Source organism: Streptomyces sp. MUSC 14 (assembly GCF_001866675.1).
Lineage (GTDB): Bacteria > Actinomycetota > Actinomycetes > Streptomycetales > Streptomycetaceae > Streptomyces.
The window spans coordinates 62541-86977 of sequence record NZ_MLYN01000058.1; the positions used below are offsets into that span (position 1 = coordinate 62541).

Annotated in this window: 22 protein-coding genes and 4 pseudogenes; 9 read left to right on the plus strand and 17 right to left on the minus strand. The window is 68.3% G+C overall.

What is annotated here, in order from left to right; all coding sequences use genetic code 11:
• Positions 1–16 precede the first annotated feature (16 nt).
• From BIV25_RS33875 to BIV25_RS33885, 3 genes are all read right to left on the minus strand, one after another.
• Complete coding sequence (locus tag BIV25_RS33875) at positions 17–439, minus strand: ATP-binding protein (RefSeq protein ID WP_256256555.1); 423 nt, start codon at positions 437–439, stop codon at positions 17–19.
• A 946-nt stretch (positions 440–1385) separates the two neighbouring features.
• Positions 1386–2174 (minus strand): anti-sigma factor, encoded by a 789-nt coding sequence (locus BIV25_RS33880; RefSeq protein WP_071376322.1) that lies wholly within the window; start codon positions 2172–2174, stop codon positions 1386–1388.
• 25 nt (positions 2175–2199) lie between these two features.
• Complete coding sequence (locus BIV25_RS33885) at positions 2200–2802, minus strand: sigma-70 family RNA polymerase sigma factor (protein ID WP_079177049.1); 603 nt, start codon at positions 2800–2802, stop codon at positions 2200–2202.
• A 1016-nt stretch (positions 2803–3818) separates the two neighbouring features.
• On the opposite strand from BIV25_RS33885, the gene BIV25_RS33890 reads away from it, so the two are divergent.
• The 4 genes and pseudogenes from BIV25_RS33890 to BIV25_RS48050 all read left to right on the plus strand — a co-directional run.
• Positions 3819–4115, plus strand: a complete 297-nt coding sequence (locus tag BIV25_RS33890; protein ID WP_071376323.1) for a plastocyanin/azurin family copper-binding protein — start codon at positions 3819–3821, stop codon at positions 4113–4115.
• Complete coding sequence (locus BIV25_RS33895) at positions 4112–5113, plus strand: metallophosphoesterase (protein WP_071376324.1); 1002 nt, start codon at positions 4112–4114, stop codon at positions 5111–5113. The genes BIV25_RS33890 and BIV25_RS33895 overlap by 4 nt, the downstream gene beginning before the upstream one ends.
• A complete protein-coding gene (locus BIV25_RS33900) occupies positions 5110–5565 on the plus strand; it encodes a hypothetical protein (protein WP_071376325.1) in 456 nt (151 codons plus the stop codon). Before BIV25_RS33895 ends, BIV25_RS33900 begins: the two co-directional genes overlap by 4 nt.
• Before the next feature lie 271 nt (positions 5566–5836).
• Positions 5837–6115 (plus strand): annotated as a pseudogene (locus tag BIV25_RS48050) (transposase); the annotation flags it as partial.
• 84 nt (positions 6116–6199) lie between these two features.
• Here BIV25_RS48050 and BIV25_RS33905 read toward each other — a convergent pair.
• From BIV25_RS33905 to BIV25_RS33915, 3 genes are read right to left on the minus strand one after another with little or no spacing between them, the layout of a single operon-like run.
• A complete protein-coding gene (locus BIV25_RS33905) occupies positions 6200–6796 on the minus strand; it encodes a cysteine hydrolase family protein (RefSeq protein WP_071376326.1) in 597 nt (198 codons plus the stop codon).
• Between the two features lie 52 nt (positions 6797–6848).
• Positions 6849–8264 carry an MFS transporter gene (locus tag BIV25_RS33910; RefSeq protein ID WP_071376327.1) on the minus strand — a complete coding sequence of 472 codons (1416 nt, stop codon included), beginning with the start codon at positions 8262–8264 and terminating at the stop codon, positions 6849–6851.
• On the minus strand, positions 8261–8731 hold the full coding sequence (locus tag BIV25_RS33915) for a MarR family winged helix-turn-helix transcriptional regulator (RefSeq protein ID WP_071376328.1): 471 nt from the start codon (positions 8729–8731) through the stop codon (positions 8261–8263). The genes BIV25_RS33910 and BIV25_RS33915 overlap by 4 nt, the downstream gene beginning before the upstream one ends.
• Positions 8732–9333: 602 nt before the next feature.
• Between BIV25_RS33915 and BIV25_RS33920 the strand changes: the two genes are divergently transcribed.
• Positions 9334–9705: a nuclear transport factor 2 family protein gene (locus BIV25_RS33920; protein WP_071376329.1), complete on the plus strand. Its 372-nt coding sequence runs from the start codon at positions 9334–9336 to the stop codon at positions 9703–9705.
• 9 nt (positions 9706–9714) lie between these two features.
• On the opposite strand, the pseudogene BIV25_RS33925 reads toward BIV25_RS33920, so the two are convergent.
• From BIV25_RS33925 to BIV25_RS33950, 4 genes and pseudogenes are all read right to left on the minus strand, one after another.
• A pseudogene (locus tag BIV25_RS33925) lies at positions 9715–10719 on the minus strand (lactonase family protein).
• An 84-nt stretch (positions 10720–10803) separates the two neighbouring features.
• Positions 10804–11364: pseudogene (locus BIV25_RS33935) on the minus strand (SDR family NAD(P)-dependent oxidoreductase); the annotation flags it as partial.
• A 207-nt stretch (positions 11365–11571) separates the two neighbouring features.
• The gene (locus BIV25_RS33945) at positions 11572–11886 is read right to left on the minus strand and encodes a putative quinol monooxygenase (protein ID WP_071376334.1); all 315 of its coding nucleotides are present in this window, start codon (positions 11884–11886) and stop codon (positions 11572–11574) included.
• Between the two features lie 113 nt (positions 11887–11999).
• The gene (locus BIV25_RS33950) at positions 12000–12374 is read right to left on the minus strand and encodes a nuclear transport factor 2 family protein (protein ID WP_071376335.1); all 375 of its coding nucleotides are present in this window, start codon (positions 12372–12374) and stop codon (positions 12000–12002) included.
• 131 nt (positions 12375–12505) lie between these two features.
• On the opposite strand from BIV25_RS33950, the gene BIV25_RS33955 reads away from it, so the two are divergent.
• Positions 12506–13324: a MerR family transcriptional regulator gene (locus BIV25_RS33955; RefSeq protein ID WP_071376336.1), complete on the plus strand. Its 819-nt coding sequence runs from the start codon at positions 12506–12508 to the stop codon at positions 13322–13324.
• Between the two features lie 336 nt (positions 13325–13660).
• On the opposite strand, the gene BIV25_RS33960 is transcribed toward BIV25_RS33955, so the two are convergent.
• Entirely contained in the window at positions 13661–14248 is a 588-nt protein-coding gene (locus BIV25_RS33960; protein ID WP_071376337.1) for a TetR/AcrR family transcriptional regulator, read from the minus strand.
• A gap of 107 nt (positions 14249–14355) precedes the next feature.
• Here BIV25_RS33960 and BIV25_RS33965 point away from each other — a divergent pair, with 107 nt between their 5' ends.
• Both BIV25_RS33965 and BIV25_RS33970 read left to right on the plus strand, forming a co-directional pair.
• On the plus strand, positions 14356–15339 hold the full coding sequence (locus tag BIV25_RS33965) for an aldo/keto reductase (protein ID WP_071376338.1): 984 nt from the start codon (positions 14356–14358) through the stop codon (positions 15337–15339).
• Positions 15340–15640: 301 nt separating this feature from the next.
• Positions 15641–16000: pseudogene (locus BIV25_RS33970) on the plus strand (SDR family NAD(P)-dependent oxidoreductase); the annotation flags it as partial.
• A gap of 132 nt (positions 16001–16132) precedes the next feature.
• Here BIV25_RS33970 and BIV25_RS33975 read toward each other — a convergent pair.
• The 6 genes from BIV25_RS33975 to BIV25_RS34000 form a co-directional block, all read right to left on the minus strand.
• On the minus strand, positions 16133–17503 hold the full coding sequence (locus BIV25_RS33975) for an NAD(P)/FAD-dependent oxidoreductase (RefSeq protein WP_071376340.1): 1371 nt from the start codon (positions 17501–17503) through the stop codon (positions 16133–16135).
• 4 nt (positions 17504–17507) lie between these two features.
• A complete protein-coding gene (locus BIV25_RS33980) occupies positions 17508–18377 on the minus strand; it encodes a cyclopropane-fatty-acyl-phospholipid synthase family protein (RefSeq protein ID WP_071376341.1) in 870 nt (289 codons plus the stop codon).
• 5 nt (positions 18378–18382) lie between these two features.
• Positions 18383–19246, minus strand: a complete 864-nt coding sequence (locus BIV25_RS33985) for a hypothetical protein (protein ID WP_143076739.1) — start codon at positions 19244–19246, stop codon at positions 18383–18385.
• Positions 19247–19887: 641 nt separating this feature from the next.
• On the minus strand, positions 19888–20619 hold the full coding sequence (locus BIV25_RS33990; RefSeq protein ID WP_079177052.1) for a serine protease: 732 nt from the start codon (positions 20617–20619) through the stop codon (positions 19888–19890).
• A gap of 341 nt (positions 20620–20960) precedes the next feature.
• Positions 20961–21422 carry a nuclear transport factor 2 family protein gene (locus tag BIV25_RS33995; protein ID WP_071376344.1) on the minus strand — a complete coding sequence of 154 codons (462 nt, stop codon included), beginning with the start codon at positions 21420–21422 and terminating at the stop codon, positions 20961–20963.
• Between the two features lie 629 nt (positions 21423–22051).
• Positions 22052–22345, minus strand: a complete 294-nt coding sequence (locus BIV25_RS34000; protein ID WP_071376345.1) for a DUF1330 domain-containing protein — start codon at positions 22343–22345, stop codon at positions 22052–22054.
• Between the two features lie 158 nt (positions 22346–22503).
• On the opposite strand from BIV25_RS34000, the gene BIV25_RS34005 reads away from it, so the two are divergent.
• Positions 22504–23406 (plus strand): LysR family transcriptional regulator, encoded by a 903-nt coding sequence (locus BIV25_RS34005; RefSeq protein WP_071376346.1) that lies wholly within the window; start codon positions 22504–22506, stop codon positions 23404–23406.
• Positions 23407–24437 lie beyond the last annotated feature (1031 nt).

Below are 24437 nucleotides of genomic sequence, written 5' to 3' on the forward strand. Positions count from 1 at the left end.
GGAGCGTCCGGCCCGGTCATGGCGAGCACCTCAGGCAGGCGCGGACTTCGCGGCCGCTGCGTGTCTGGCGAATCTCGGTCGACTGGGCAAGGGACTGGACGATGCCGGTGCCACGGCCGTGTTCGTCGGAGGCGATGCCGGCGCGATGACGCTCCACGGCCGCGCCGGAGTCGGTGACCACGATGTGCAGAGTTTCGTGGTCGAGGGCGAGCAGCAGGGTCATGCGCTCATGGCCGTACTGGGCAGCGTTGGCAGCGAGTTCGTCGACGATGAGAATGGCGGAGTCCCGCTCACCCACGGGAACACTCCAGGTCTCCAGCAAATCGGCTGCGAAGTGACGAGCGGCGGAGACGTGCGCCTCCTGCGCGGGCAGGGTGAGCAGTGCCTGGCGGCGGCAGGGCCGGCCGAGCGGTGAAGTCGGGCTGGGGGAATCGGTCACGAACATGGTCTTCTGACTCTTCTGTCGATGTGCGGAGACCGGAACGGGTGGCCGCAAACAAATCGGGGGTGGTCGTTAGGCCGGATCCTGATCCTGCGTGGGCGCGCTCAATCAGTTCCACGGACGACATATGTCGGACGGTTCGAGCTATTTGCCTCTTTCGTTCTGATTCTTGCCAGTCATGTCAATGTCGGCGCCTCTCCGGGCTCAGCTGCCTCTGTCCAGAGCACGCTGTCGCGCGGCCGGACTGGGCACCGGCAGCTCGGCCCCCTCGCCCGTTGTCTTCCGGACGACCCCGTGGAAGCGTCACGCCGTAGACCGGGACGGACGTCCGTGCCTGCGTTTCGGCTGGATCGCGGTCCTCCGCGTGCAGGCGTGACGGATCCTCTTCTCCGGGTTGTACGGACTTCGGCACAAGAAGAGTCGTGCGCGTCCCGTCGGCCCGCTCATGCATGAAGTCAGCTGCGGACTGGGCCGGTTCGACGGAGCGGGGGCGAGAGTGACCAGGGCCCGGAAACCGTCGGCGCGTCGCGAGAGGGGCCAGGGTGTCGGTTTTCGCCTCCTCCGGCGGAAGCGAAGATGTATGCCGCCGCCTCCCTTTCGCACGGCCGTGCCCGACCGTGTGCGCGGCCGGCACCCAAGGGGCCCGGCGCGGGATGGCCGTCCTGCCCCTGCGGAGGTCGCGTGACGGAAGCAGGCCAGAGCCCCACGACACCTCTTCCATGACCATCAGCTGGACGTCCTGTGCGCGCCCCTTTAGCTCGGTCCACCGGTCTTGAGGCGGCCCGGTGCTTGTCGAATGATCGGGGTCCCTCGCCGCGGAGCGCCCGGCCTTTCGAAGGCGACGTCGTCTCGGCCTCTTGTGCCACCAATCCTCACGCCCTGCTGCTGCCGTCATGCCACTGGGCGACAGGCCGCCCAGTGACATGACCGCCATGGTCTGGCCTCACGCTCGTATGGTGACCAGCTTCTGACCGTTGCCTGCGAGGATCTCGAAGTGCTCGATGGCTCCCGGAGCCATGGCGACCGCTCCTGGGATCGTGGTGCCGGGAGGGTACTCGCCTGCCCGCCAGGTAGCGCCGTCCGTCCTGGCCCCGCCGGGCCCGACCGCCTGCAGCCGACAGGTGATTCCGGCGGGTGCCCCTCCTGCGGAGATCTGCAGGACACTGCCCCAGGCAGAGGGCGAGACCTTCACCGAGGCGGAGACGCCGGTGGTGGGATCGCTCCCGGAGAAGGTGCGCCAGACAGTCGGCGCGGTCGGCCCGGGCGGCCTCGCCTGACTGCCCACGGACCCGATGGCCGCCAGCCATGTGCCACCGGCCGCTGCCGCGATGAACGTCAGCGAGACTGCAGCACCGGCCAGTTGCAGACGCCAAGACCTGCGGCGCCTGGCCGCAGCCTGCTGGAGCAGCCTCTCCAGCACACCCCCCTCTGGGGTCTTCGACACCGCGGGCGCGGCGGGCCGTTCGGGCAGCGGGGCCTGCGCACTTTCCGCTGCCCGTGCCATCAGCCGGTCGGTCAGGTCCGTTTCGGCCGCCGGCACCGTCTGGCCCGAGGCTTCGGCTTCGGTCACCGTCGCCAGCAACGCAGGCAATCCCGCCAGCTGGGCATGCTCGGCCCGGCATTCGGTGCATGCCGCGAGGTGGATGCGCACCTGTTCCATTTCCGCAGAGGGCAGCGTGCCCAGGACGTATCCTCCCAGCGCCAGCCGGAGGGCGTCGTGCTCCGCACTCATGGTCGCCGCCTCCTGCCCGCCACGGTCATGGCTCGATCCCCCGTTCCTGCAGCGCCAGCCGCAGGGCGTGCAGGGCGTAGTACGTCCGCGACTTCACTGTGCCCAGCGGGATGCCCAGCACCTGTGCGGCCTCCGCCATGGTCCGGCCCCGGTAGTAGGTCTCCAGCAGGACGGCGCGGTGGTCCAGCGACAGTGACCGGACGGCTTCGGCAACCGCCCAGCTCTGGAGAGCCTGCTCGATCTCGTCCTTGCCCGGCTTCTGCTCGGCGACTCGCTCCAGCACATCGCCGCCGGCCTCGGCCGGCCTGGACTGCCGGGCCCGGTGGGCATCGATGACCAGGTGTCGAGCGACCGTACACAGCCATGCCCGGGCCGGGCCGCGTGCGGGGTCGAACGCGGCGGGATGCTGCCACGCTCGCAGCAGTGTCTCCTGTACCACGTCCTCTGCCCATTGCCAGTCTCCTGAGGTCAGTCGCAGCACGTAGTGGAACAGGGCTCCTGCGTGCTCCGCGTACAGAGCGCGCAGCAGTTCCTCATCTGCGGTCGAGAGGGTCCCTCTATCAGAGACACGGTGCGCGGAGCGATCCGGATCGGTCCTTGAACCACGCTTTCGGGAACTCCAGGGCATAAGGCGATCATCAGGCATATGCGCTGCTTTGTCCTGTACGAGCAGCTCCGTGCCGGTCACGCGCTGTGGGTGCTGCAGGTGGTACGCCCTCGCGGCGTTATGACCTCGCCATGATCAAGCATGCGCGGGTCCGGGCCCGGCTGAACTGCAGCGATCGCATGAAGTCCCATAAAAGGTGCGTATCCATCGAACCGCAGGAGCCACGCCGTCCGTGGAGGCGGACAAGAACCGGCTTACGCGCAACTCCTCATCGCTTCCCCTACGGCAAGGGATGGAACAGGGGTGACCGAAATGCACCACGCGACGCACGCGCTATCGCCACCGGCCCCGCTCCCCTGCCCTCGTGCATCGGAGCCGCTGCCACTCTGCAGCCCCGGCCGATGTCCAGCACACACCACGTCGATAGCGCTACGCACAGTGATCGGCGGCTGTGCGGCGACCAGGGCAGAGCCCCATCAGGGCCAGTGTGCGCATCACCCTTCACCCTTATGGGCGACGCCGACCTGCCCCGAGTCGCTCGCGGCTGCCTGCTCGGGGGAACTGCCGCGTGCCGCCTTCATCTTCGTGGCGTGCCAGGGCGGATGCGCAGCGCGGAGCGCCTCGGGGCGGGCAGTCGGCACGGGGCAGCACCCAGGCTCGCCAGCTGAGTTCATGAGGGGCGCGTGCCCATGAACGCGGCATCCACCACATCCCTGCGGTTGCGTGCGCCCGAGCCGGCGCAGTTCCCGTCTCCGCCTGATCAGTGAGGAACGGACACCATGTACGTGAACCGTCGCCCACCAACTCGGCGATCCCGTGCTGCGGCCGGGCTGGCCGTCGCCACCATCGCCACTGCCGGTGCACTGGGGCTCCTCAGCTCATGCGGCCAGTCGTCGCATTCCTCGTCCGCCGGGGCCGTCGCCATCACACCCGGTCCGGGTCAGCACCAGGCGGCCGGAATGCCCGGGGCCACGGGGCCGGGGAAAACGGCGAACGCCGCTCCCGGCGCCTCCCCGATGCCCAGCATGAGCATGCCCATGAGTACCTCGAGCGCGGGCGCGGCGGCCGCGCCGGTGACCGGGAATGCCGTCGCGATCAAGAACTTCGCATTCTCCCCGACCACGCTGAAGGTCAGAGCGGGCACGACGGTGACATGGACGAACCAGGACACCGACGCCCACACCGTCACCAGCGCCGCATCGGGCGGTCCCCTGCACTCGGCCGCCCTGGCCACCCACGCCACCTACAGCTACACGTTCACCAAGCCCGGCACCTACGCCTACCTCTGCACCATCCATCCGTTCATGACCGCCACCGTGGAGGTGACCCGATGACCGGCTACGACGACCGTCACGACGGAACACCGGCCGACGACGCCGGCCAGCCTGAAACCGAACACGGTATGACTCGGCGTCAACTCATAAGGCACGCCGGATGGTTCGGTGGCGCGGTGGTGCTGACCGTGGCCAGCGGAGAGGTGATCAGCCACATCGCGGACGCCCGCGACACCAACGCCGGGGCCGCCGCCGGGGCCGTCGCAGCGGGAACCGGCGCGCTGCGGTTCGTGCAGGTCTCCGACAGCCATATCGGGTTCCAGGGCCCGGCGAACATGGACGTGGCCGGCTCGTTCACCGAAGCGATCAACCAGGTCAACTCACTCGGATTCAGGCCGGACTTCGTCATGCACAGCGGCGACCTGACCCATCTGTCCACGGCCGGGCAGTTCGACCAGGTCAAGCAGATGATGACCGGAATGAAGACAGACCGCGTCTTCACCGTTCCGGGCGAGCACGACTCCATCGGCGATGCGGGCCGCGCCTACCGGCGGACCTTCGGCATGGGCACGCTCGGCGACGGCTGGTACAGCTTCGACACCCACGGCGTGCACTTCATCGCCCTGGTCAACACCCTGAGCCTGGAGAAACTCGGGCACCTCGGCAACGCGCAGATCGACTTCGTACGCAAGGACCTGGCGGGACTGTCACCGGACACCCCCGTCGTGGTCTTCAGCCACATCCCGCTGTTCGCCATGTACCCGAAGTGGGGCTGGAGCACCGACGACGCCCTCAAGGTCATCGCCCTCCTGCGCCGCTTCTCCTCCGTCACCTGTCTCAACGGGCACGTCCACCAGCTGTTCACCAAGACGGAGGGCAACATCACCTTCCACTCCGCCACCACCACCGCCTACCCGCTGCCCAAGCCGGGCCGGGCCCCCGCCCCCACGCCCCAGGTCGTCCCCGCCCGGCAGCTCAAGGACGCACTCGGCATCCGCAGCGTCGGCTACCGCCAAGGCGACCGCGAACTGGCCGTCAAGGACCAGAGGCTGGCATGAGCACTCAAAGATTCCTCGTTCCCACCCTGCGGGCGGCGACCGCCGCAACGCTCGCCGCGGGCGGATACATCCACGCCCAGCTCTACATCGACGGGTACCGCTTCGTCCACATCATTGGCCCCCTGTTCCTGCTCCAGGCCAGCGCGTCCTTCGCCCTCGCCGCCCTGCTGCTGATCGGGACACCGCCCCTGCTGCTGAGGATCTCCGAGGCGGGCGTCGCACTCGGCGCCCTCGGCGGCTTCACCGCTTCGCGCACCGTAGGCGTGTTCGGATTCACCGAGCGCGGTCTGCAACCGGCACCACAAGCCGTCCTCAGCCTCCTCGCCGAGACCGGCACGCTGCTGCTCCTCGCCGTCTGGCAAGTGAGCGCGACCAGACAACGCCGCGCTGCCCGACGGCCCGTCAGTACACCCATCCGGAACCGAGCCATCACCCGCACACCACCCAACTGAACCACCACCACGACGGGTCACGTCCGCTGGAGTGGTGTGTTGACGGCCACTCGGTGAACTCGTTTCGAGGCTGTGCGGTCCTACCTTGTTCGTGGGTTGGAGGGGCCATCGTAAGGTCCAGAGAATCAGGAGCTGCGACTGCCTTCGAGTGGATCGCTGAGTAGGACCCCGCCGGCGAGGTCGTCCGGGAGAACAGCGCATCGAGCGACCGGAGGAACTGGTGGTCCAGATCTGGGCGGGTACGGACATCGGCAAGACCCATCACCCTTGCGTGGTTCGGAACGCGGAGGGCGAACGACTGCTGTTGCGGCGTGTCCTGAACGACGAGCCGGAGCCGATGGCCCTGTTCGCCGACGTACTTGCCCTCGATGTGGATGTGGTCTTGGCGGTCGACGTCGCCGATGGCATGGCCGCCTTGTGGATCAGCGTGCTGCTCAACAACGGCCAGCGCCTCGTCTACGTGCCCGGCCTGGCCGTCAACCGGGCCTCGGCCGGCTACCGGGGCATGGGCAAGACCGACGCCAAGGACGCCACCGTCATCGCCGATCAGACATACGCCCGGATGCGTCGCGACCTGACGGTCCTGCGGTCGGACGACGAACAAGCCATCGAGGGCGAAGGCGGTGGCTCGATGTCAGTCCCGCTTCATCAGCGCGCGCAGTCCCCCGGTGTCGACGAGGTGGGCACGGGCGGGGAACACCTTGTCCAGCAGGATGCGGTGGACGTCTTGGTCGCGGTCGGCGACGCCGTCGGTCAGGACGTACACGCGGTAGTCGCGGTCGGCGGCGTCGATAAGTGTGGACAGGACGACGCCGCTGGTGCTGATGCCGGCCAGGATCAGCGTGTCGATGCCGCGGGAGGAGAGCTGTTCATAGAGATCGGTGGTGGAGCCGGCCCCGTAGCGGATCTTGCGGACGACGATGTCGCCGTCCTCGGGGGTCAGGCGGTCGTGGATCCGGGTGATGTCGTCCTCGTGATGCATACCGCGGGCCGCGGCTACCGCGCTGAACGACTTGTTAGTTTCGGGAATCGCCGCCCAGTCCTCCTCGGTGAAGGCGACGCGGACGTGACCGACGGTGCCGCCCGCGGCGCGGAAGTCGGCGATTGCATCTGCGACCCGGTCGACGAGCGCGTCAGCGTCGGGAGCGAGAGGAACGATGCCGTTCTGAAAGTCCATGGCCAGCAGGGCTGTCCGCTTGGCTACCGGGGCGGGGAGGATGGGGGTGGTCATGTGCGTTGCTCCTTGCGGATGTTGAGCCGGGGTTCGGGAAGGGGCGTGTCGGTCAGGATGTCGTGACGCGGCGCATGAGGCGGCGGTCGAGCATGATCAGGAGGAGGACGGCGACACCCGCCACCACCAGGACGAGGCCGAGGGAATGCAGACCCTGGTCACTTGCGCCGTCGCGGAAGACGATGCCGCCGATCACGGACGACGTGATGGTGCCGAGGTAGCCGAAGGTGCGGAACAGGCCGGAGGCGGTGCCGATCTGGTCGGCGGGCGCCGCTTGATAGAGCGCTGTCTGGTTGCCGACGGTCGTGGTCGCGCTGGTGACGCCGAAGACGAGCGAGACCAGCACAAGCGCGATGACCGGGCTGCCGGAGTCGAGGAGCATGATGCCGGCCGATCCGAGCAGCATGCTCAGTGCGGAGGCGATCACCGGTCCACGGACCAGGTTGCGGCGGGCGAGTGGCCGGGAGAGCAGGGCGGAAACGGCTCCCATCGGCAGCAGCATCAGGCCCGTCTCCAGGGTGGACAGACCGTAGGCGGCTTCCATCCACTGGGTCAGGCCGAACATCATGGAGTAGACGCCGAGCAGAGTGAGGGCCTGGCGCAGGTAGGTGCGGGCCAGGGCGCCGTTGGAGGCCAGGCCCCGCAGGTCAAAGAAGGGCGCAGAGCGGCGCAACTCCCACCAGGCGGTGAAGGCCGCGGCCACGAGGAAGACAATCAGAGCAGCCCACGTCACGTGCGGCAGGGGCATCAGGAAGACGACCAGAGAAGTCATCGTGGTGGCGAAGCCGATGATGCCGAACAGGTCGATTCGCGCGGCGATCTGACGCAATCCCCTCTGCGCGGCCTCGCGCTGCGGGTCCTTGGGCAGCCGCAGTGCCATCACCAAGGCGATCAGCGTGACCGGGATGTTGATCAGGAAGGCCCAGCGCCAGCCGGCCGCTCCCACGAGGAGTCCGCCGATGGGCGGACCGATCGCTGCGGTGGCCATGCCGGCGATGGCGAGCCCGCCGAGCACCCCGCCCGGTGGCTGGTCCAGTCCGGCCTGTTCGGCGCGGCGCCGGATCATGACCATGGCGCAGGGAAACGCGGCCGATGTGCCCAGCCCGATCAGCACGCGGGCGACCGTGAGCATCGCCAGATTCTGGCCCAGACTGCCGATGACACCGCCGAGCAGCACGAGCACGATCCCGGCGAGGAAGACACGCCGGGCGCCGAGGACCTCGGCGAGCTTGCCGGCTGTCGGTTGGGCAACAGCGCTGGCGAGGTAGAGGGAGGAGACCAGTACGGCCGTGGCGCCCACCGCCACGTTCAGCTCGGTCGCGATGGGGACCAGCGCTGTCGCGATGATGGAGCTGTTGATCGGGTTGAGACTGGCACCCACGTACAGCGGCGTGGTGAAGGTCCAGGTGAAGGGATTGCGGATGGCACCGGCCGATATCGAGTCGACCTCGGCAGTGCCGGTTCTCATATGGCGGCCTCGTTCAAGTCGGCGTCGGCGAGCCGCTCGAGCAGCTCGATCGCCTTGTCCATGTCCTTGCGTTCGTGCGGAGCGACGACCTGGTCGATGGCGCGTGCCAGATAGGCGGCGCGCCCCGTGAGCAGCTTGTCGATCAGCTCCGTCGCGGAGTCGTCGGCGCTCATCAGCCTTTTGCGGCCGTCCTTCGGGTCCGCCTCGCTATGCACCAGGCCCGCGGCCTTCAGTACGGCGAGGCTTTGGGCGATGGCCTGCCCGCTGACGTGTTCGATCGACGAGAGTCGGGCGGCGGTGACGGGGCCCTCGCGGACCACGCTCGCCAGCACGCCGAGCTGTGTGGCGCTCAGCCCGGTCGCATGCTGGCCCGACTCCGTACGCATCCGCGCACGAAGCCGCTTGATCGCGTCGTGCAGGCGCTGTGCGGTCGCGGTCGACTCCTGCGACTCGGGGTTCTTGTTCATACCTCCACCGTAAAACTACCCAAGTAACTTGTCAAAGTTACTTGGGTAGTTTTATGTGCTGCTTCGATTGCCACAAGGCAGGAGGTCGTTCACCTGCCAGCCGCACGACCGAGGAGGGGCACCAGGCGGGGCTCCGTGGCGGCTCTCGTAGGCATCCACCGAGGGGGAGCGACTCCACTCGCCATGCACCGGATCGACATCGATGTCCGCCTCGGCTGGCCACCGGTGGCCAGCCTCCCTGTTCGCCGGGGCGCCAGGCGCCGAGGCGTCCGCTTCGGAGGGTCCGCAGCTGCCCGTCTGCTGCATGGCGCTGATGTCGTACCCGGTGAGCAGCGCGGTGAGGATGCCAGTCAGACGGGGTTCGACGTCGACGATGAAGTGGGACAGTTGCGTGCCTGGCCATGGCTCCCAGCGCAGGTGGAGACGTGGAGACGGGGCGTCCGGCTGGCGTGACACGGCCGCGACGCCGTTACCCGGCTTCCCGAGGTCGCCCACACCCAGCATGTCGCCAACGTGGCCAACGTCAGCAGCTACGTCACCATAGAGACGCTCCCCGCCGGAATCCCGTGATCCTGCGGCAGACGTGATCAGAAGGAGTGTTCATGCCCCACAGCGTTGCCGACCTGATGCGCCGCAACCTCCTCGATGTGTTCAACGAGCCGGATCCGGAGCGGCGCAGCGCGGCCATCGCCCAGACCTACGCCGAGGACGTCGTGTGGCACGAACCCGACCGTGTCGTCCACGGCCGCGCGGCCCTCGCCGAGCGTGCGACGGAGCTGCGTGCGCAGGCCCCGGACTGGACCTTCCGCACCGATGGCCCCGTCTCCGTCACCGACGACCTCGGCCACCTGGGCTTCCGGTACGGTCCGGCCGACCAACCGCCCGTGGTCACCGGGATGGACATCGCCCACTGCAAGGACGGTGTCATCATCGAGCTGTACACCCTTGTCACCGGATCCCCTCAGCCCTCCTGAGTGCGCCTGTCAGTCCTGGGAGCACGGCGCCATCATCAGGGGGACGGGCACGGAAGTCGTCCGGCCGGTGGGCTCCAGCTCGCCCGTCCCGGGGTCGACGGCGAACTGGGCGATGTTGTCGGCCGTGCTGTTGTTGACGTAGAGCGATCGTCCGCCGGGGTCGATGACGAAGTTGGTCGGGCCGCTCACGCTCTGGCCGGTGTGACCGACGACGGAGAGCGTCCCGGTGGGCCGGTCGATCCGGTAGCCGGTGATGGTCTGTGAGCCGCGGTTGGAGGCGTAGAGGAAGTCACCCGACGGGTGGACGGCGATCTCGGCGCCGCCGGGCGGGCCCGGGTAGCCGGGTGGTGCGGTCGCGACGGTCTGCAGGATCTCCTGGACCGTCCCCGTCATGGCGTCGTCGGCGAACACCGTGATGGTCGCGTCGAGTTCGCCGATCACGTACAGAGTGCTGCCGTCGTCGGTGAAGGCGAGGTGGCGGGGTCCGGTCCCGGGCGGCAGGGGCGCCCGGCTGACCGGTGCGAGGCGGCCGTCCGTGAGCCGGAGGATCCGTACCTGGTCGATGCCGAGATCGGCGGTGGCGAGGAACCGGCCGCCCGGGTCGAAGACGACGGCGTGCGTATGCGCCGAGTCCTGGCGTGGGTGCGGCCCCCTGCCGGTGTTCTGCAGCGTGCCGCTCACGGGACCGAGCCGCCCGTCCTCACCGACGGGGAGCACGAGGTACGCGCCGCCTTAGTAGTTCGCCACCACCACATGGCGTCCGTCCGGAGCGACCGCGAGATGGGCGCAGCCGCTGTCGTGCAGCGACACCCGGTTGAGGAAGTCCAGGGTGCCGGTGCCCGGATCGATGGCGAAGGCGTCCACCGCGCCGACGCGTCCCGTCTCGCCGTCCTCCAGCGAGTAACCGGCATTCAGGAAGCGACGGGACGGGGCGACCGCGATCCAGACCGGGCTCGCGCCGGCGACCTGCTGCACCGGTGTCAGCGCGCCGGTGGACGCATCGACCCGGTACACAGACCGATCCCGTCCGGGACGCCTTCGGCGGAACTGTTCGCGTACGAGGCGACATACGCGTACGCCGTGGATGTGCGGGCCACGTCACTCGGCCGCCTTGACGGGGGTCGGCATCAGCGCGTCCCACAGCGCGGTGGCCTGGCCGCGATTGCGGGCGCTGAGCTCTTCCAAGTACCAGTTCTGGCCGAGGAGTTGCATCATGCGCGGGATGGCCTCGCCGTCGGGGCCGCTGTAGTAGTGGACCTTCTTGGTGTCGCCGTCGGTGACTGTCCGGAACATCACCTCGGCGGTGAGGGCCGGGTCCGAGCGGACGAGGTTGAGCGAGGCGAAGGGGTTCCAGGAGTCGGTGTAGTCCTCGGGAACGTTCTCGGCGCGGTCGACCTTGCTGAAGATCTTGGTCTCGTGGCTGCCGGGGTGCAGCGCCTTGACCTGCATGCCGAATTCGGCGAGTTCGGCGTGCAGGCCCTCGGTGAGGGTGGCGACGGCGGCCCTGGACGCCTCGTCGACCGAGGTGTACGGGAATCCGGCGTCGGCGCTGATGGAGCTGACGTTGGCGATGACGCCCGAGCGCTGTTTGCGGAAGATCGGGACGACCGTCTTGTTCAGGGCGATCAGGCCGAAGACGTTGGTCCACCAGCACCTTCTCCAGGTGCGGAAACACCATTCCGTTCCTCACACACTGCGGACGATGGCACCGCCGTGACGATCTGTCACCTCGTCACGAAAATCTTACGAGACCCGATTCAAGTGGCCGTCGCTGTGGTTACGCAGAGTAGTCGGGGGTCCATTCGCGTCGAGATCCCGGTGCTGGCGTAACGCAGCGGGGGCAAGTCTCATCCCGAGTGGGGGCTCTCAGCGAGCTGCGATGCCCTGGCCTTGGTAGATCTCGTCGTAGTAGTGGATCACCAGCGGGCGGGTGAGCATGGCCTCGAAGGTAGCGGTGAAGCCGTGCTCCGTGCGCCAGGTGAGGTAGTCGGTGTAGTTGTGTGCCTCGGTCCATTGGGTCAGGCCGGTCACGTGGTCGGGGTCGTTCTGGTCGCGCAGGATGCGGATGTCTTCGCAGCCCTTGTGTTCAAGGCTCTCGCCCAGGATGTCCAACAGCAGCTTCGCGACGTCGTCGCCGCGGCCGGTTTGGGCGAACAGCTCGGCGGTGACCAGTGTGCTCATGGGATGTTCCTTCCACGAATGGCGACGGACTCGGCCCGGTACCGGCGAGCGCGCGGCCCGAGCACCGCGCGCAAGCGGGGGCAGCCAGGTCAGCCATCGCCGGGGAGCCGGCCTCAGTAGGGAGAGGGCTGGTTGTGCACGATGACCAGTGAGGTGATCTTGCCGTCGGTGACCGTGAGGTAGTTGGTGAGCACCAGTTCGTCGGGCAGGTTCGCCTTGTCGTACTCGCCGTCGTAGCGCGCCCGCACGACCATCAGGTTGCCGTGACGCGCGAACTCCGTGACCTTCATCGTGACCTTGTCACCGACGATCTCGCGGTCCAGCCAGGCTCGGATCGAGGCGGGATCGGCGAACTCGCGGCTCGCGTCGTTGACCACGGCGTCGTCGGCGAAGGTCGCCAGGACGGCGTCCATGTCGAAGGCGTTGAGGGCCTCGATATAGGCGGCGACAACATCGGGCAGAGCTGTGGCCTGGGTATTGGTGTTCATGGGAAGTCTCCTCATAAGGGCCTCGGCGCCGTGCGGCGCCCACCGCCGACCCTGGGCCCTACCTGCACGGGAGGGTCAACCGGAGATCGTCCGCTGGACCCTCCAGTTGGGGGAGGGTTGACACTGGTGCCATGCACACGGGCATGACGGTCGGCGAGTTCTCCCGCGCGACCCATCTGAGCGTCAAGACGCTGCGGCACTACCACGACGTCGCGCTGCTCACGCCGGCCGATGTGGACCCGGTAACCGGCTATCGGCACTACTCCCCGGACCAGGTGCCCACCGCTCAGGTGATCGTGCGCCTGCGGAACCTGGACATGCCGGTGGCGGACGTGAAGGCGGTGCTGGCCGCCGAGGACGTGAGCACCCGTAACCAGCTGATCGCCGCGCATCTCGCGCGCCTGGAGAACCGGCTCGCGCAGGCGCAGAGCGCCGTCGAGTCGCTGCGCGACCTACTGGCGCGGCCCGTGCACGGGTCGACCATCGAGTACCGCACGGTCCGTGAGCAGGCGGCCATCGGGATCCGCGAGGTCGTCGACCGCCAGGACCTCGCGGGCTGGTGGCAGGGGGCGCTGGGTGAGCTGCACGGCTTCACCACCGCCCGCGGGCTGCGCACCACCGGCCCGATGGGCGGTCTCTTCGCGAATGAGCTGCTTGAGGACGAGCACGGGGAGGCGCTGGTGTTCATCCCGTTCGACGGTGAGGTTCGCTCGGTCGGCCGGATCGGCGCCGTGGTCGTGCCCGGCGCGGAACTCGCGGTCGCGGTTCACCGCGGGACTCTGCAGACCATAGATCTCACCTACGGCGACCTGGGCACCCATGCCGCGCGCCACGAGATCAGTGTTGACGGCCCGCTGCGCGAGTTCTATCTGCGCAGCCCCCTCGATGTGACCAGCGAGGACGAGTTGGTCACCGAGGTCGGCTGGCCCATCTTCCGCGCGAGCAGCTAGCCGGGCCGTTCGGACGGTACCGACACGGCGTCCTGCTCGCCGGGGACGTCGCCGCGGTCGTGGCGGAGATCCTGGCCGATCCGTCCGGGCACACCGGCCGCGTCCATGAGCTGACCGGCCCCCGCTCGGAGGACATCTCCGCCATGGCTGGGCCAGCCGGTCAGTTACACCGACGTCGGCCTACAGGAATGGATCGACGACGACCTCAGACCGCTGGGGCTGCCCGGCACCGATCGCTACCAGTGGGACGGCACCGACACCACAGCGCGACGCCAGCACACTCCGGCGCGGTAGCGGACCGTGACCGGCAGCTTCGGGCACGTTTGCCTCCCGTTGCTACTCACCAGCGGTCCTGGGTTCGCTGATACGGCGGGCGGCCTCAACGACCGCCGCGCGGTGCAGGGCCAGCCGCTGCGCCGACCAGGACTGGCCGGCCTCCTTGGGGTCGACGCCCTCGGCCGCCCAGAACCACGCCTGGGCGGCGGCGAGAACCATGGTCAGGAGATCGGCAGGTTCCATCTCCCGGGCGAGGTCACCACGCTGCTGCGCGTCGGCCACTTCGGCCGTTTTGTGACCGAAGGCCTCGGCCTCGGGTCCGGTGGCGCTGGGGCGCTCCAGCAGTTTCCATAGTCGCAGGCGCATCAGATCCGGCCGTGCGACGAGGTGGTCGAAGATGGCGCCGGCGTATCCGGGCAGGTCCTCGACGCTGAACGGCACAGACTCGGCACCCGCGGTCAGCGCACGCCGCAAGACCTCGTCGAACAGCTGCTCCTTGTTACCGAAATAGACGTAGATCAGCCGCTTGTTCACCCCCGCGGTCTCGGCAATGCGGTCCACTCGGGCACCGGCGATGCCGTACGCGGCGAATTCGGTGAAGGCAGCGTCGAGCAGCCGGGCCTTTGTGGCGCTGGAGTCCCGTGACATGCCCGCCACATTAGCAAGTAACTATCTAGTTATTGACACGCGCGGGTCGCAGGTCTACGGTCGCGTATCTATCCAGTTAGTTACCTCTCGACAGAACGGGAACCCTCATGGAACACCGCGCACTGGGCAGCCAGAGTCTGATCGTCGGCGCGCAAGGCCTCGGCTGCATGGGCATGAGCGCCTTCTACGGCGCCACCGATGAGACCGAGTCGCTGGCCACCATCGACCGCGCGCTGGAACTCGGTGTCACCCTGCTGGACACCGCCGAGAGCTACGGCCCCTTCATCAATGAGCAGCTGCTCGGCAAGGCGCTGGCGGGGCGGCGGGATGTCGCGGTGATCGCCACCAAGACCGGCGTGGAGATCACCGACGACGGCAGCGTGCTCGGCCTCAACGGAAGGCCCGAGTACGTCCGGCGGGCCCTCGAACGCTCGCTGCGGCACCTGGGCACTGACCACATCGACCTTTACTACCTGCACCGCATCGACCCCAAGGTGCCGATCGAGGAAACCGTCGGCGCCCTGGCCGAGCTGGTCGCCGAGGGCAAGGTGCGGCACATCGGGCTGTGCGAGGCCTCGGCGCAGACCATCCGGCGGGCTCACGCCGTGCACCCGCTCGCCGCCGTCCAGACCGAGTACTCACTCTTCGAGCGGGGCATCGAACAGGACGGGGTACGCGACACGCTGCGGGAGCTGGGGATCGGCCTGGTCGCCTACTCCCCGCTGGGGCGCGGCTTCCTGTCCGGCGCGATCACCAGCCCCGACGACTTCGCCGAGGACGACTGGCGCCGTACAGACCCCCGGTTCCAGGGCGAGAACTTCGCCCGCAACCTGGACGTCGTCCGCGAGGTCCGCCGCATCGCGTCCGACAAGAACGTCACGCCTTCGCAGCTGGCGCTCGCCTGGGTCCAGCACCAGGGCGCCGTGGCCATCCCCGGCACCAAGCGCCGCCGCTACCTCGAGGAGAACGTCGCCGCGACCGAGGTGACTCTGACGTCCGACGACATCGCTGCGATCGAGGCCGTCGCCCCGCACGGCGTCGTCACCGGCGACCGCTACGCACCCGAGCTGATGGGAACGCTCAACGGCTGACAGCCGACCGGCCCGTCACAAGATTCATTGCGAGGCCACGACCCCCCTGGCCCCCGATACAGAGCGCCAGGCCCCCCACGTCTTAAGCAGCTTCCGTGCCACCAGCCGGTCATACGGTCCCGGATCAGCGTGGACTCCCATCGGCCGGTCTTCCGTCTTCCCGGTGACCCGGCCAGACCCCGTCCCGGTGGTCCGGCATCGCCTTTCGACCAACCCCCATTGCCGAGGCCCCCGAACGCAGTCGGCGACCTTGCCGCACGCGTTGAGGCCCTCGGTGTTCTCAGATCAGGAGACTCGACTCATGTCAGCGCCCCAGACACCCCCCACGTTCGGGGCAAGCACAACCGCCGCCGACGTGATCGACGGCGTCGACCTTCACGGCCGCCGGGCCGTGGTGACCGGAGCCAGTTCCGGAATCGGCGTGGAGACTGCTCGGGCGCTCGCAGCGGCAGGCGCCGACGTCACCTTGGCAGTGCGTGACACTGACGCGGGAGCGCGCGTGGTGGCACGCCTGGAGGCTGAACTGCCCCCAAAATCCGGGAAGTTGACCCTGGGGCTACTCGACCTGGCCGACCGCTCGACGGTCGCGGCGTTCGTGTCCGCCTGGACGGGACCGCTGCACATCCTGGTGGGCAATGCCGGAGTGATGGCCCTGCCGGAACTCACCCACACCCCTGACGGCTGAACGACGGCCAGTCGTCGCGGCCTCAGGTCCTCGCCTGTGAGCGCCCGCGCCACCACGCTCAACGACGTTTCTCTCGTCATTAATTCGTCCGCTCCGGACAGTATGGGTTCAGGCAGTCGCCGGCCCAATCCCTAGGCGGGCGAGGACTCGGCGCGCTGCCTGCTCTCCCGAGGTGAGGCCGCCGATGGTGGTGGAGTGGCCGAAGAGGTCAGCCCCCGCCAGCCGTACTCGGTCGGCTTGTTGGTGTGTGGTCGCTTCCAGCCGGGCGAGCAGATTCGGGTCCTGCGGCGGGCGGATGAGGACGCTGGGCCAGATGCGGTCCACGTGGGTGGCGATGGCTGCCGTCTCCAGTTCCGGAAGGAGGCCGGCCTTGCGGACGGCCGCTGTGACTCGCTGGCTGATGATGCCGTCCTCGTGGTGCCACCAGTCCTGGGAAGTCGTGTCCCGCAGATAGGCGGTGACCATTCCCCGTCCGTCGCCGACTCGGTGGGGGGAGAGGTTGTGCTGCAGGATCAGCGCGGCGACCTGGGGGAGGTCGTGTCTGCTGGCGTACAGGACGACGGCGGTTTCGCTGGTGGGCCTGTCAAGGCAGAACGTGACCTGTAGCAGGTGTGCGTACCGGGCACGGGCGAAGTACTCCTGCTGGTCCTGGCGGAGCTGGGGCCACAGGGCGGGAAGCCGATCGGGCGGGACGGCGATTACGGCGGCGTCCGCCCGTTCCTCGTGGTCGCCGTCGCAGGGCGAGGTCCAGGTGACGGTGACGTGGTCTTTCGTTTCCTCCACCGAGGTGACGTGTGCGTGATGGGTGACGGGCAGTTTCTGGGCCAGGGCGCGCGGGACGAAGCCGGTACCGGTGGGGGCGGTGAAGAGTCCGTTGCTCGCGGCGAAGAACGCCAGCATGAGGAGGGGGGTCGTCGCGGCGGTCTGGACGGGGTCGCTGAGGGTCATTGTGGCGTTCAGCGGGTCCAGGATGTGGCTCATCGCCGTGCCGGGGAAGCGGCGTCGGTGGGCATATGCCTCGGTCGACTCGTGCTGGGCGGGTGTGATCGCGGAAGTGGCTGAGGAGCCGATGCCCCGGTGCAGTTTCCGCACGTCGTGCAGCAGCCGGAGCCGGTGGTGAAGGGGCACGGTGGACAGCAGGCCGCCGCTGAGGAGTCTGGGCAGGTTGCCGGTCCGGCCGCGGTGGGTCCGGTCGTTGTGCAGGACGGCGACCTCGTCGGCGGCGGGTGTGACGAGGTGGCTCGCTCCGGCCTCGTCGATGAGGTTCAGCATGCGCCGGTAGCGGCGAGCGAGCAGGGGGGCGCCGAGGTCGATGTGGAAGCCGTCGCGGGCCACGGTCGCCATCCGGCCACCGAGGCGTTCCGGTGGCTGGGATTCCAGGACCCTGACGCGGCATCCCGCCTGCTGGAGGCGGAACGCCGCGGTGAGGCCGGCGATGCCGGCGCCGACGACAACGACGTAGGGGTGGTTGGTCCCCATCGGGTCAGTCCGTGGGCTTGCGCGCGGACCAGTACCCGATGATGAACTTTCCCGCACGGCCTGCCCGAGCGGTGGACAGGCAGTGCTGGTACATGAGTTCCTTGCCCGCGGGGCGGGGCTCGGTGAGGGTCGCAGCCGCCTGTTCGAAGATCTGCCAGTTGGGCCCCATGTCGCCGTGTGCCGCCAGGTCGCAGTAGTCGTCGATCAGGAACCCGGCCCGGGTCAGGCCCGACACCATCTGGCACAGGGACAGCACGTCGGGCAGAGCGGACGAGACGCACACCGGCTCGATCCATTCCTGGTATTCGGGCCCGGTCAGGCCGTCGGCGCACAGCCAGTCGGCGCCCACGAACACCCCTCCGGGTTTGAGGACCCGGGCGATCTCGGCGTAGACGGTGTCCTTGTCCGGTGCGTGGCAGATGGCGTCGAACGAGAAGGCCACGTCGAAGGTGCCGTCCTCGAAGGGGAGGGCCATCATGTCGGCGTTGAGGAACCCGGTCAGGTTCCGCAGGCCCTGTGCTGCCGCCCGCTTCTCGGCAGTCTCCAATTGCCACGGAACGATGTTGATGCCCGTGACATGGGCGCCGCTGTACCCAGCGATCGTCAGTGCGGGACCGCCCACCCCACACCCCACGTCCAGCGCCCGCATGCCGGCCCGCAGTCCTGCCACGCGCGCCAGCCGGCGTTCCTGCGCCGTGAGGGCCTCCGAGAGGCTCTGCCCTTCCTGGAACGGGGGGAGGTGGAAGGAATCGGCCCAGTGACCGCGGTAGGCGTCCGTCGCGTGGGTGTAGAAGGCGGGCAGCATCGCCGCGTAGCGTTCACGCCGCAGGGAGGGGTCTTCCAGTACGCGGGTGAACTCACTCGCGGACAGCATTCGCGTCACTTGGCATCCCCTGCGGCCAGCAGGCTTCCTTCGGCTTGGGTGTGGGTGTACCGGTAGAGCGGATCCTCATTGACCTGCGCCCACATCTCGGTCACGTCCTCGGGACGTGCCACATGCAGCGCGGTGGACCGGTTGTAGCGGGCAGTGCCGTACGAGCTCATCACGATTCCGGTCACGTACCGCATGAGGTACTCCTTCTCCCGGTCCGGCAGGTCTTCGGCGTCCTGGACACGCAGGAGTATCTCGGTGTACGCCGCGAGTGACGCGGTGACCTGCTGGTGCTGGGTGCCCGGCAGATAGTTGAGGGTGTGTCCGAGCTCGTCCTCGCAGGCGTGACGCAAGGCTCCGTGCACGTCGAAGGCGAGGACGGCCGCTTCGATCGTCTCGTCGATCCAGTGGACGGGAACGCGGCGCAGATCGATTCCCGCCGCCATCGCGCAGGTCAGCAGACCCCCGAAGTACCAGCCCTCACGCAGCCTCCAGCGCAGGTATTCACGGTAGTCGTCCTGGTTGGCCTTGAGGCGAGCCGCGGACTCGGCGAGCGTCCGCTCGACACGGTTCTCGCAGAGCTGTTCGATCTGGTGATGCAGGGCGGCGACCATCAGACCGGCCGTCCAGGGGTCCACCCCCCGGGAGGCCCGGCGGGCCCACTCACGCACCGGGACACCCCTGAAGTTACGGTCCAGAAGATCACCGCTGGTGAAATCCCGCATCTTGGTGCCGGCGCTGTCAAGGACCGCCGACATGGCACCGAACGCGATGATCGCCTCGCGGTCCCTTTCCGGCGGGCTGGTCGGGGCGATGAAGGCAAGGAGGACGTACGCCATCTCCAATGCCTCCCTGTCGACTTGCTCGCTCACCCAGGGCTCGTCATCAGCCACCCCGACCCAGCAACGCCGGTCCATCCGCTCCCGGGCCGCAGCCCGGCGACCCGGACCGAGAAGGTCCTCCCAAGTCGATCCAGGACAGGCCAAATCCTCTGAGGGAAGCCCGGCATGACCAGCCATACCCTCACACCTCCTTGAGACCAGAGAACTCAGCAGGCCAACAGGCCCCGCAGGCATACCAGCCGCCGATGGCTACCCACGTCGAACCCGCCCACTCCTCGCCCGCCAGATTCCGGTCTGTGATCCGATGGGTTCTGGCCTGCCGCGATGCGGGCGGCAGCGTTCGGGTCTGCTGCAACGTGCTGACATGCACGGGGACGACTTGGGGCACGCGGGGTTGGAAGACCAACACGTACCCAAGTCGTCCGTCCGTACCGCCGGCGGAACCCGCGCCACGACGCCGAGAGCCTGAGGCAGTCCACGTCTCACGTCATGCGTGAGCGAAGAGCCCCGACCGGAGCTCTTCGCCTATGCGGCTGTTCTCGGTGCCGCGCGGGTCCCCGGAACCGACCAGAGAACAAGGCCGCGAGAGCCCTCCCCGGTGTCGAAGGCCCCACCACCGGAGAGACGGCCGATTGTGCTTGGGGACACGGCCAGACTCCGGGACGCAGCGGCTACTGAGACTCGAGCCAGCTGCGGTAGTAGGCGACGCTGCTGACGAGGGCGGGTGAGTCGGCCAGGCCGCAGCCACGGTCCCCGGAGATGATGCCGACAACCTGGCCGTCGAGGATCGCGGGTCCGCCGGCATCACCCTCGCAGACGGCCTTACTGCCGTCGGCGGTGCCGGAGCAGAACCGGCCGACAGGGTTGAAGGGGGCACCGGGCGCGGCGTAGGCGGCCTTGCAGGCGTCGCTCGATGTCACCGGCAGCTGGGTAGTCAGCAGGTCGGTGGGCAGGGCCGTGCTGTCCTGCCCGGTACGGCCCCAGCCGGTGACGCTGACGGGCGCTGCGGGAGCCGGGTCGCTGGTAGCCAGTTTCGCGAACTGGACTCCATTGCCTTCCGAGGCCGCAGTGCTGAGGGTGATGACCGCGACATCGCCCAGGAGGCTGACAGGGTCGTATCCGGAGAAGATGCTGATCTTGCTGACCCCGCTACTTCCGGGGAGCCAGTCACGATTCACCCCGCCCCAATTTACCTGCATCTTGCTGGCCGTCTGTCCGTCCACGCAGTGGGCCGCCGTCAACACCTTGTTTGCACTGCGCAGGATGCCGCCGCAGACGTGGCTGAGACTGCCGGTCCAGCTCTGCGTCCGGACACTGACCATGTACGGCGCGGTGTTCATGGTCGCGGGCTCGCCGCCCATGATGGCTCGAGCAGGCGCGGTGCTCGCCATGGCCAGCCCCATGACCGCCAGAGCAGAAACGAGTGTCCTACGCAGCACTGCAACTCCCCAATGAGCGGTGGATCGCGAGGGCCGGGCGGAACCTTGTCCCGGCACCGCCGTAAACGATCACTGCGCTTCGAGGTCACTGTGAGGCAATGCGTGAAGCGCCGCCGCTGCGCTTCCGGCAGGCTGGAGAACGCAGGCGCCGGGGCGCAGCCCGGCGCCTGCCGCAGTTCTGCCGTCCACAACAACGGGGCCGGGAACCACCTGCACCCCACTGCCAGTCGAACTGGACGGACGACCGGCACAACCAAACGCTTTGAGCAGTCACCCGCAATCTGACGCTGCAACCAGCCTGGTGGTCAGGGCTCTTGCGGGACGTCGTCGTGGTCGGTGATGCCGCCGGCAGGACGCCAGGACTCGTGCGAGATCTCGCGGCAGATCAGTCCGTCCCGCAGCTGGAAGGCACCCAGCTTGCGCACGGACAGCTTCGTGCCGACGGGAAAGTCCAGACCGGGGATCAAGTCTCCGGTGATCGTGACGGACAGGAGTTTGTCGTTGAAGACCCATTCTTCCGTGGCGGTCTGCCGCAGGAGGGTGGTGGAGTGGATGTCCAAGCACCCGAACAGATCCCGGTAGTTTTCTGCGATCCGTTGCTTTCCGCGCAGGACCACGCCACGAGAGGGGGCTTCCCACACCACGTCGTCGGTGTACAGAGCGAGCGCGGCATCGATGTCTCGGGCTTCACGGTCAAGGTGGGCGGCCACGACCTCGAGGTTCTTGCGGATGGCGTCCTCGCGATTCACCGTCGTGCGTGCGGTCATCTTGCCTCCGGTTCGCTCGATGGAACGGCGAGGCGGCTACGGCCTCCTCGCCGGGAACGAAGCATGAGCTCGCTACCACCGTAGGACTACCGTGTCAGGGCTTCTGAGCACCGAACCGGCCAACGGCTCCCATCTCCGGGGCTGCCGCCGGAGGTCAAAGACAACCTGAAAGGCACTGGTGCCGCCTCACCGGGAAGATGACAAGACGGGCGGCGCCGGGGGCTCCGGCTTCGGGGACCATGTGGTCGTCGCCTCGGGGGTTGCACAAACGGCTGGGCGGAGCGGCAGTCGATCCGGCCACCCGTCTCGCCAACCGACGCAGGCGAGAGAAGACCCGCTCGCCCTACTCGGTCCTCCTGCCAGCACTGGCCCACCAAGCCGACAAACTGCTGACAGCAGCCCCTTATCCAGGGTGAATCGCCGTTGTGGCAGGTCAGAGCTTGATGGCCGTGTCAGGCAAGTTGCTCGATGTTGGGTAGTGCGGCGAGCCGCCGACAGGGATCAGGCCGTCGAGGAGGTCGACGACGAACCGGGACGCGGGACATGGCTTCGAACTCGTCTCGTGAGTCGTCGTTCAGCACCGTGTGCGTTTCAGGTCACGGATGCTCAGCGATGGCTGGGCCTGCCGGTCAGTCGATGCCTTCGATGATGCGGAAGTCGCGCTCGACGCCGTCGGGGAGGGCCACCAGTGCCTTCTGGTATGCCTCGCTCTCGTATGCGGCGACGGCCTGTTCAAAGCTGTCGAACTCGATCAGAACGACGCGTTGTGTGATTCCGGCCTCGTGGGCGACGACTCGACCGCCACGGGACAGGGTGCGCCCGCCCCCAGCCTGGACAGCCGGACGGGCCAGCTTGTCGTAGGCGGTCAGCCTCTCAGGGTCGGAAATGGCGGGGTAGACACTGACCCAGTAGCCCTTAGCCATGGAGACCTCCTCTGTTCGGCCGGACACGTCTGACTTCGCATTGACACTCAGATCGATCGATCCCGGCATGCGCAGGTTAGGGCTTGATGTGCGGTCGGGGGAAAGACCGGTACGGGATAGCCTCAGAACGGATCGTTATCAATCGGCAGGGAGGGCACGTGGCGCCGGATACGGTGAGCCTGCGGTACTTCCTGGTGCTGGCGCAGGAGTTGAACTTCACCCGCGCGGCCGCACGGATCGGAATCGCACAGCCCGCACTCAGCGCCCGGATGCGCCGATTGGAGGCGGAACTCGGTACGGCCCTGCTGGTCCGCAACACGCGTAGCGTCGTATTGACCACGGCCGGTGCGGCCTTGGCGGAGTCCGCGCCGCCCGCACTGGCGGCGCTGGACCGGGCGTGGGACACCGCCCGGAGCGCGGCGGCCGGTGAACTGGGCACGCTGCGCATCGGATACAGCCTCAGCGCCGGGACCGAGACGGTACCGGCCTTGGTGGACAGGCTGATTCGCGGCAACAGCGGACTCAAGGTCGGCGCGGTCCCGATGGCGACACCGGAGATCACCCCCGCGGTCGCCGACGGCCGCATCGATGCCGGGATCACCCGCGGTGAACAACCGGGCCGTGGCGTGCGCCGGTTCGTGCTGCGGCGCGCGCGCATCGGGGTCCAGCTGGCGCAGCACCATCCGCTGGCCGAACACCCGGAGATCGAGATCGCGGCCGCGGCCGCGTATCCGCTGCGACTCCCGGACCGTGCGGCCAACCCCGTGATCCACGATCAGCTGTCCGCACTGTTCCGAGACACCCGACCACACCCCCGATTCCACACGCCCGCAGTCTCTTTCGACATGTCTCAGCGCGACCTGCGCGACGGGGTCATCCTCGCCCCGGCCGGAGAAGCCGCGGCCACGGCACAACCGGCCGGCCTCACCTGGCGACCGCTGCGGGGCGCGCCCAGCCTGACGTTCCACCTGGTCCTCCCACACGAGCAGTCGCCTCTAAACCGCCGCATCCGTGCCGTCGCCGAAACCCTGGCGCACGAGCTGCACTGGCTGCCGGACTGACGCGCAAGAGGTCAAGCGAGACGGACGTCTGCGGTGGCGAGGCCGAAGACCCTGCGCCCGGCGGACTTCGCGGTGATGCCGACGATGGCGGTCTCGCTGAATGTCCGACACGACCTCGCTACGCCGGGGGATCAGCATCCGAAGGCCTGAGCACGAACGCGCCTTCGAGGTACCTGCCGAACGGCTGTACCAAGCACTCCAACGGACCCGAGCCTTGGCCGAGTTCGGACCGCAGGCAGGCATGGTCGGTGTCGGTGAGCGCCATGATGCGGAGGGCGCGTCCGCGGGCTTCGTCTGGCGCGGTGCGCGAGGTGGCCTCGGGGCGGCGGTGGGCGCGGGCTGCGGTGCCCACGCGTCAGGATGTGTGATCTGTTCGGCGATCTCCGGGTCCGTAACCTCCGTGCCGGACTGGAGCAGCATCGTCTCGTGCGTCTTCGGATTGGTGACGAACTGAACACAAGCCGTTCTGATCTTCGAGCGACGACGGACGCCGGGGCCTGTGCCGCCGGCCCCGGCCGTTGGCCATGCGTCGTTTCCCGCAGGTGGAGACCCGCCTATGGTGCGGCAAAGCGACGTCAGGAGATGCACGGCATGAAGCTGGTGTGGCGATGATCGGTGGTGTCTCTCCGTACGCTGGAAGACTTCTCGGACCACTGGCGGAGTCTGACAGGCCGAGCCGGGGACTGGCCCCTACTGCAGCGGTTGGCCTGCCGGGCCGCTGTCCCACGGCTCGATCCCAGCCCCCCCGACCAGCAGGCTGGCCAGCGCAGGACTCGTCAGATGCCTTCGGCATCGCGGTCGGCCATCACGACACCGGTGGTGTCCAACTTGCGTTTCCTCACGTCCTGGACGGTGAGGCCGACTGTGCAGGCGGCGAGCCAGACTCGGATCGCCACGCCGTCCGCACACCGAAATGCGCCGCGCGTCTCGCCGGGGCCAGCCATGCCACACCGGGCGCGCCCACGAGCGAGGATCCGCGCGACAGGGCCCCGGCGTCCGGCCGGGAGGACGCACATCGCCTCCCGGCCGCA

Coding starts and splice junctions, on each gene's coding strand:
- BIV25_RS33965 (WP_071376338.1), top strand. CDS start 14,356: ATGGAACACCGCGCACTGGGCAGCCAGAGTCTGATCGTCGGCGCGCAA.
- BIV25_RS33910 (WP_071376327.1), bottom strand. CDS start 8,264: ATGAGAACCGGCACTGCCGAGGTCGACTCGATATCGGCCGGTGCCATC.
- BIV25_RS33915 (WP_071376328.1), bottom strand. CDS start 8,731: ATGAACAAGAACCCCGAGTCGCAGGAGTCGACCGCGACCGCACAGCGC.
- BIV25_RS33885 (WP_079177049.1), bottom strand. CDS start 2,802: ATGCCCTGGAGTTCCCGAAAGCGTGGTTCAAGGACCGATCCGGATCGC.
- BIV25_RS33900 (WP_071376325.1), top strand. CDS start 5,110: ATGAGCACTCAAAGATTCCTCGTTCCCACCCTGCGGGCGGCGACCGCC.
- BIV25_RS33920 (WP_071376329.1), top strand. CDS start 9,334: ATGCCCCACAGCGTTGCCGACCTGATGCGCCGCAACCTCCTCGATGTG.
- BIV25_RS33905 (WP_071376326.1), bottom strand. CDS start 6,796: ATGACCACCCCCATCCTCCCCGCCCCGGTAGCCAAGCGGACAGCCCTG.
- BIV25_RS33975 (WP_071376340.1), bottom strand. CDS start 17,503: ATGGGGACCAACCACCCCTACGTCGTTGTCGTCGGCGCCGGCATCGCC.
- BIV25_RS33990 (WP_079177052.1), bottom strand. CDS start 20,619: ATGGGGCTGGCCATGGCGAGCACCGCGCCTGCTCGAGCCATCATGGGC.
- BIV25_RS33955 (WP_071376336.1), top strand. CDS start 12,506: ATGCACACGGGCATGACGGTCGGCGAGTTCTCCCGCGCGACCCATCTG.
- BIV25_RS33890 (WP_071376323.1), top strand. CDS start 3,819: ATGAGTACCTCGAGCGCGGGCGCGGCGGCCGCGCCGGTGACCGGGAAT.
- BIV25_RS33960 (WP_071376337.1), bottom strand. CDS start 14,248: ATGTCACGGGACTCCAGCGCCACAAAGGCCCGGCTGCTCGACGCTGCC.
- BIV25_RS33995 (WP_071376344.1), bottom strand. CDS start 21,422: ATGACCGCACGCACGACGGTGAATCGCGAGGACGCCATCCGCAAGAAC.
- BIV25_RS33980 (WP_071376341.1), bottom strand. CDS start 18,377: ATGCTGTCCGCGAGTGAGTTCACCCGCGTACTGGAAGACCCCTCCCTG.
- BIV25_RS33950 (WP_071376335.1), bottom strand. CDS start 12,374: ATGAACACCAATACCCAGGCCACAGCTCTGCCCGATGTTGTCGCCGCC.
- BIV25_RS33945 (WP_071376334.1), bottom strand. CDS start 11,886: ATGAGCACACTGGTCACCGCCGAGCTGTTCGCCCAAACCGGCCGCGGC.
- BIV25_RS33895 (WP_071376324.1), top strand. CDS start 4,112: ATGACCGGCTACGACGACCGTCACGACGGAACACCGGCCGACGACGCC.
- BIV25_RS33880 (WP_071376322.1), bottom strand. CDS start 2,174: ATGAGTGCGGAGCACGACGCCCTCCGGCTGGCGCTGGGAGGATACGTC.
- BIV25_RS34000 (WP_071376345.1), bottom strand. CDS start 22,345: ATGGCTAAGGGCTACTGGGTCAGTGTCTACCCCGCCATTTCCGACCCT.